This is a genomic window from Streptomyces sp. LS1784 (genome assembly GCF_020103755.1).
Classification (GTDB): Bacteria; Actinomycetota; Actinomycetes; order Streptomycetales; family Streptomycetaceae; genus Kitasatospora.
In genome coordinates this window covers 1-6,537 of the sequence record NZ_JAHSQD010000474.1, presented here as the reverse complement: position 1 = coordinate 6,537, position 6,537 = coordinate 1, and the positions used below count along the sequence as shown (strand labels likewise).

Below are 6,537 nucleotides of genomic sequence, written 5' to 3'. Positions count from 1 at the left end.
GGACTGGCCGCCGGGGCCCTGGGCAGCGATGGCGGCGGCTCGGTCCGGATCCCGGCCGCCGCCTGCGGTGCGGTCGGCCTCAAGCCCAGCCGGGGCCGGGTGACGCCCGCCCCCGGAACGGACGCCTTCGGGCTGGCCACGGCCGGTCCGCTGGCCAGGACGGTGCTGGACGCGGCCCTGCTGCTGGACGTCATGGCCGGCAGCACCCCGGGCGACGGCAGCACCCTGCCCGCCGTCCCCGCCGGCCACTTCCGCTCCTGCGGCGAACGCGAGCCCGGCCGGCTGCGGATCGGGATCCTGCCCCGGACGGACGGGTGGCACCCCGAGGCCGAGCTGGCCTGCCGCCGCACCGGCGACCTGCTCGCCGACCTCGGCCACCGGGTGGAGCAGGCCCCGCCGTTCGACCCGGGCGAGTACCTGCCGGACTTCACCGTGCTGTGGAGCGTGCTGGCCGCCGCCGTGCCCGTCCCGCCGGAACGGGAGGAGCGGCTGCTGCCGCTGACCCGCTGGCTGCGCGCCCGGGGCGGCGAACACAGCACGGTCCGGCTGTACGCGGCGATGACCTCGCTGACCGCCGTCGCCCGGACGGTCTGCCACCGCTACGACCGCTTCGACGCGGTGCTGAGCCCGACGACGAACCAACCGCCCCTGCCGGTCGGCTCGCTGACCGATCCGGACGACCCGGAGCGGACCTACGCCCGGATGCTCGCCGTCACCCCGCGCACACCGGTGGCGAACTTCACCGGCCGGCCGTCGATCAGCCTGCCACTGCACTGGACGCCGGAGGGACTGCCGATCGGCGTGATGCTGACCGCCCGGCTCCACCAGGAGGGACTCCTGCTCTCCCTCGGCGCCCAGCTGGAACGGGCCCGGCCCTGGCACCACCACACCGCCCGGCAGGCGGCCGTGCTGGAGCAGGCAACCCGGCAGGCGACGGCACGGCCCGAGCGCAGGACGCGATGAAGCGCGGACAGCTGGCCTTCCTGACCGGCACCCACATCGTCAACGACCTCTACCAGGGCGCCGTCCCGGCGCTGCTGCCCTTCCTGATGTCCCAGCGGCACTACAGCTACACCGCCGTCTCCGGCATCGCCCTGGCCGCGAGCGGCCTGTCCAGCGTGGTCCAGCCGCTGTTCGGCCTGCTGGTCGACCGCCGCCACCGCGGCTGGCTCATCCCGGCCGGCTTCCTCACCGCCGCGGCCGGGATCACCGGCGCGGCCATGGCCGACAGCTACCCACTCACCTGGCTCTGCGCCGCCCTGGCCGGCATCGGCATCGCCGCCTACCACCCGCCCGCCACCAACCAGGCCCGGGCCGCCGGCGGACAGTCCCAGCGGGCGATGAGCCTGTTCTCCGTCGGCGGCACCCTCGGCGCCTCACTGGCACCGGCACTGGTCACCCTCGTGGTCGGCTCCTACGGCCTGAACGGCAGCTGGCTGCTGGCCGTCCCGGCGCTGGCGACGGCCCTGCTGTGGGCCGCGCAGGGCCGGTGGCAGCGGTACCGGGGCCACACGCCGGCGACTGCGGCGACCAACCGGGCCGCGGCGGCGAGCACCCACCGCGACGACTGGCGGGCATTCGGACGCCTGGTCGCGACCACCGTCGCCTGGTCGGTCCCCTACGTGACGGTCACCTCGATGCTCGCCCTCCACATCCAGCGCGACCTCCACGGCTCGACGGGACTCGGCGCCGCCGCACTGACCCTGCTCACCCTGGCCGGGGCGGCCGGCACCCTGCTCGGCGGCTGGCTGGGCGACCGGCACGGACGGATGACCCCGATCCGCACCGGCTACCTGCTGGCCGTTCCCGCACTGGCCGCCGTGGCCTTCGCCCCCTCCGTCGGCGTCGCCGTGACCGGGGCGGTGGCGTTCGGACTGGCCATGTTCCTGCCCTTCGCCCCACAGGTGACGCTCGCCCAGGACTACCTGCCCACCCGGCCCGGCACCGCCAGCGGGCTGACCCTCGGACTCGCCATGTCCGTCGGCGGACTCGCCGCGCCGGCGCTCGGCCGCCTGGCCGACGCGCACGGCCTGCGGACCGTCCTCGCCCTGGTCCTCGGCGTGCTGGTGCTCGTGCTCGGTTGCTCGCTGCGCCTGCGTGACCGGGTACTACCGGAACCGGCCCCGGAACGGCTGCCCGAGCCGGAACCGGGGACGGAACGGCCCGAGGGAGATCCGGCCGGGCCGGCAGGCGCGCCGGCGGCCGGGGGAGCAGTACCCGGAGGGCGGTAGGGTCGTCCCCATGACTGTTCGCCCGGTACGCCATCGCTCACTGGTGGAGGAGGCCACGGCCGAGCTGCGCCGGCTGATCGGCACGGGCGAGTGGCCGGTGGGCAGCAAGCTCCCCGGTGAGGTGGAGCTGAGCCGACTCCTCGGAGTCGGCCGGACCACCTCGCGCGAGGCGGTCCGGGTGCTGATCGTCGACGGCCAGCTGCGCGCCCGGCAGGGCTCGGGCACCTACGTGGCCGCCGCCTCCCCGGTCTCGGAGTTCGACCGGGAACTGCGACGCTCGGAAGTCTTCCACGTGTACGAGGTCCGGGCGGCGCTGGAGGTGGAGGCGGGCCGGCTGGCCGCGCAGCGGCGCACCGAGACGGACGTCGCCGCGCTACGGGCGGCGCTGGCGGCCCGTGACGCGGCCGTCAGTCCGGCCGAGCTCGTCGAGACGGACCTGGAACTGCACCGCCAGGTCGTACGGGCCGCGCGTAACCCGGTGCTCGTCCGCCTCTTCGACTCCTTCGTCGACGCACTGCGCGAAGCGGCCGACCACGTGGTGACCGACAACCACCTCCACGACGGCGTCGGACAGGAGAGCGACGCCCGTGCGCACCACGCCCTGGTCGAGGCGATCGCCGCTGGTGACCCGGACGGCGCCGCCGCGGCGACCCAGGCCAACCTGGACCGCACCCTCGACCGACTGCGCGCCGCGGGGGCCGGGCCGCGCTGAGCCGAGGGGCGTACCTGCGCCCCACCGCTTCAGGTCCGGCCCGTTGTCGGTTCCCGGCGTCCGTCTGACGGGCCGTGGCCGACTGCCGTGCCGTGCTGCCGGCCACCCGTGCGCCGGCCGGCTGTCGGCGTCGTACTCGGTGGTCGACGAAGATCGTGTGGTGGTCCTATCCTGTCGCGATGTCCGACAGCACCGCCCCGACCCTGCTCTTCGTCATCGGCCCGGCCGCGGTCGGCAAGATGACCGTGGGCGCTGCCATCGCCGCGCGCACGGGTTTCAAGCTCTTCCACAACCACATGACCATCGAGCCGTTGCTGCGGCTGTTCCCCTACGATTCGCCGCAGTTCCAGCGGCTCAACCACGCCTTCCGCGAGCAGATCTTCGCCGAGGCCGCCGCCAGTGACCTGCCGGGCCTGGTGTTCACGCTCGTCTGGGACTTCGACGACCCGGCCGACGCCGCACTCGTCGAACGCTACTCGGCCCCCTTCCGGGACCGCGGCTCGCGCGTGCTGTTCCTGGAGCTGACCGCCGACCAGAGCGTCCGGCTGGAACGAAACGCGGGGGAGTCCCGCCTCGCAGAAAAGGCATCCAAGCGCGACCTGGGATGGTCCAACGGCAACCTGATCGGCATGGACGCCAGACACCGGCTCAACTCGCTCGACGACTTCGCCCACATGCCCCACTTGCACCTTCTCGTCGACAACACACACCTGGACCCCGACGAGGTCGCCGTGCATGCCATCGAGCACTTCGGTCTCTGACCGGGGGGTGGGCCGTCGGGCTGCTGCCGAACGGTAGCCCCCCGCGGCCCCTCGCCCCCGTCAACGGCAGCTCCACCGTGGTGCCCGTCGGCCCGGCCGGCTCGTCCAGCGACGCAGCCGAACTGGGGGAGTATCCCCGGTTTGGTAGGGTCGGGCCATCACCGGGGAGTCCTCCCCGTTTTCCAGGGGGAAGCGCATGCCGGCTCCGACGCTCCAGGAACTGTCTCCCGCGGGCCTCGACGTCACCGTCAACCCGTACCCCGTCTACGCGGCACTGCGCGAGAAAGGGCCGGTCCACCGGGTGCTCGTCCCCGGATCCGGCGAGGCGTGGCTCGTCGTCGCCCGTGACGAAGCCCGCGCCGCTCTCACCGATCCCCGGCTGAGCAACGACATCCGGCACTCCTCCTCATGGACCGACGACGGCGGCCACGCCCTCGGGGTCAACATGCTCCAGAGCGACCCACCCCAGCACACCCGGCTGCGCGAGCTGGTCGCCGGGAAGTTCACGGCCGGCCGGATCCGGGCGCTGCGCCCCCGCATACAGGAGATCGCCGACAGCCTGCTCGACGCGCTGCCCGACGCAGGCCCCGTCGACCTCGTCGCCTCCTACGCGCTGCCGCTGCCGATGACCGTCATCTGCGAACTGCTCGGCGTACCGGTGGCGGACCGCGCGAGCTTCCACGCCTGGTCCACCGAACTGGTCGCGCCCAGCTCCCCGCAGGCCGCCGGCGCCGCGGTCGGCGCCATGACCGGCCACCTCACAGCCCTCATCGAGGAACGCCGGACCACCCCGCGCCGGGACCTGCTCAGCGCGCTCGTCACCCCGACCGCCGGCGGGCTCTCGGCCGAGGAACTGCTCGGGATGGCCTTCCTCCTCCTCGTCGCGGGCCACGAGACCACCGTGAACCTCATCTCGGGTACGGTCCTCTCCCTGCTCGCCCACCCCGGGCAACTCACCGCCCTGCGCGCCGATCCCGGCCTCGTCGACAGCGCGATCGAGGAGACCCTCCGTCACGACGGCCCGGTGGAGTCCGCGGCCTTCCGCTTCGCCACCGAACCGGTACGGATCGGTGACACCACCGTCCCGGCAGGCGACAGCGTCCTCGTCTCCCTGGCCGCAGCCTCCCGCGATCCGCGCCACTTCCCCGACCCGGACCGGTTCGACATCCACCGCAAGCCGGCCGGCCACCTCGCCTTCGGCCACGGCATCCACCACTGCCTCGGCGCCCCCCTCGCCCGGGTCGAAGCCGCCATCGCCCTGCGCGCCCTGATCGGGCGTCGCCCCCACCTCGCCCTCGACACCGACCCGGCAGACCTCATGTGGCGGCCGAGCACCATGCTGAGGGGGCTGACGAGTCTGCCGGTGCGGTTCCAGGTGTGACGGACGCGGCCCGACGGCCAAGGACGCCTGGGGTGATCACCGGTGAACGGAAGGCAGTCGGTGGGGCGTTCTGTTGTCCGAGTAGCCCTGACACGGTGCGTGTCCGCCTGCATTCTTGAGAGGTGGCGTTGAGCGTCCGGACCCTCCGTGGCTCGGTGGTCGCGCCGCGGTACGCCGAGAGCAGGCCGGTTTGGCAGCAGGCAGTGAAGGGGGGTCCAGGATGGCCATGGGACGGGCAGGGGCAGTCCTGTTGACGTTGGGCGGGGTTCTGGTCGCGGCCGGCGGGGTGAGCGCAGCGGTCCTCGCCCGGGACTCGGGAGGGGTGGTGACGAAGGAGAACCTCCCGCTCTCCCCGGAGATGCAGACGTATGTCGAGACTCCGGCGGCGTTCGAGGACTACCTGCGTTCGCATCCGCCGAAGCCGCTGATGGGTGAGATCCGTAGGGGAGGCAAGTAGCGCACAGGGGCGGGGCTGCGCAGGTCGAACGCGCAGCCCCACCCCGATGCCTGTGGCCGTCAGTGAGAACTGAGCCGGTCGATCACACGGGCCCGGGCGCTGCGGCTACGGCTTCCAGACCATGGCCGTGTGCCGGGGCCCTCCGGCTTGGTCCCGGCCGATCGCGACGCCTGCGACGAGGCCGTTGTTGCCGATGAACAGCGCGGCGGTGTTCGCGACGTTCTGCGGCCGCGGCAGCCGGGCGCTGGTCCCGTCCGGGTTCCAGCGGGCCGCGTACCGGTACTCGTCGGCGTCCGGCTGCCCCCAGAAGTAGCCGACGGCGGTGCCGCCGTCGTTGATCGCGGTGGCGATGCTGTTGGGCGCGGGCGGCCCGCCCACCGGGGAGAGGGCTTCTCCCGAGCCGTTCGGACGCCACCTGACGGCGACTCCCTGCGGCGCCAGGTACAGACTCCACCGGCCGACCGCCGTACCCGTGCTGTTCACGGCCGTCGGCTCCTTGCCCGCGAAGTCCGAGACGGAGCCGTCGGTGTTCCAGGTGAGGGAGGTGTACACCGTGCCGGTGTGAGCGTCGCGGGCGGTTCCGAACACGGCGCCGGTGTCGCTGATCAGATCGGCTTGGGTCGACGGGTAGGGCGCCGTGCCGGTGAGGGCGACGGCGCTGCCGTACGGGCCCCAGGCCACGGCGCGGGACTCGATGGTGCCGTCGGTGCCGGGGCGGTAGGAGTAGCCGACGGCCGTGCCGGAGCCGTTGACCCCGAGGGCCCTGCTGCCGGTGTCGCCGGGCAGCGGCGGCAGGGCGGTGGCCGTGCCGTCCGGGGCCCAGGACACCGCGTGGTCCGGGCCCTGGGCGCTGCCCGTGTATCCGACGACGGTGCCGGTGCGGCTGACGGCGGTGGGGATGGCGTTCCGGTCTCCGGGCAGCGGGGCGAGGGCGGTGGCGGTGCCGTCGGGCGCCCAGCGCACCGCGTGCACCGGGGCGCCGCTGCCCGGCGCCC

The 6,537-nt window shown here is 73.8% G+C and carries 6 protein-coding genes and 1 pseudogene; 6 read left to right on the top strand and 1 reads right to left on the bottom strand.

Features of this window, described 5'->3' with window-relative positions; translation table 11 throughout:
* From KS423_RS35105 to KS423_RS47620, 6 genes are all read left to right on the top strand, one after another.
* Window positions 1-963, top strand: a 963-nt coding sequence (locus KS423_RS35105) for an amidase (protein WP_224283796.1), incomplete at its 5' end; no start/stop codon positions are given.
* Complete coding sequence (locus KS423_RS35100) at window positions 960-2,231, top strand: MFS transporter (RefSeq protein WP_224283795.1); 1,272 nt, start codon at window positions 960-962, stop codon at window positions 2,229-2,231. The genes KS423_RS35105 and KS423_RS35100, both read left to right, overlap by 4 nt.
* Before the next feature lie 10 nt (window positions 2,232-2,241).
* A complete protein-coding gene (locus KS423_RS35095) occupies window positions 2,242-2,943 on the top strand; it encodes a FadR/GntR family transcriptional regulator (protein ID WP_224283794.1) in 702 nt (233 codons plus the stop codon).
* Window positions 2,944-3,122: 179 nt separating this feature from the next.
* Entirely contained in the window at window positions 3,123-3,704 is a 582-nt protein-coding gene (locus KS423_RS35090) for an AAA family ATPase (RefSeq protein ID WP_224283793.1), read from the top strand.
* A gap of 196 nt (window positions 3,705-3,900) precedes the next feature.
* Complete coding sequence (locus KS423_RS35085; protein WP_224283792.1) at window positions 3,901-5,085, top strand: cytochrome P450; 1,185 nt, start codon at window positions 3,901-3,903, stop codon at window positions 5,083-5,085.
* A 325-nt stretch (window positions 5,086-5,410) separates the two neighbouring features.
* Window positions 5,411-5,542 (top strand): hypothetical protein, encoded by a 132-nt coding sequence (locus KS423_RS47620; protein ID WP_263455565.1) that lies wholly within the window; start codon window positions 5,411-5,413, stop codon window positions 5,540-5,542.
* A 105-nt stretch (window positions 5,543-5,647) separates the two neighbouring features.
* On the opposite strand, the pseudogene KS423_RS35080 reads toward KS423_RS47620, so the two are convergent.
* Window positions 5,648-6,537: pseudogene (locus tag KS423_RS35080) on the bottom strand (hypothetical protein); the annotation flags it as partial.

Bases quoted from the DNA above. Each gene is read 5' to 3' on its own strand.
- KS423_RS35085 (WP_224283792.1), top strand. From the start codon at position 3,901: ATGCCGGCTCCGACGCTCCAGGAACTGTCTCCCGCGGGCCTCGACGTC.
- KS423_RS35100 (WP_224283795.1), top strand. From the start codon at position 960: ATGAAGCGCGGACAGCTGGCCTTCCTGACCGGCACCCACATCGTCAAC.
- KS423_RS35090 (WP_224283793.1), top strand. From the start codon at position 3,123: ATGTCCGACAGCACCGCCCCGACCCTGCTCTTCGTCATCGGCCCGGCC.
- KS423_RS35095 (WP_224283794.1), top strand. From the start codon at position 2,242: ATGACTGTTCGCCCGGTACGCCATCGCTCACTGGTGGAGGAGGCCACG.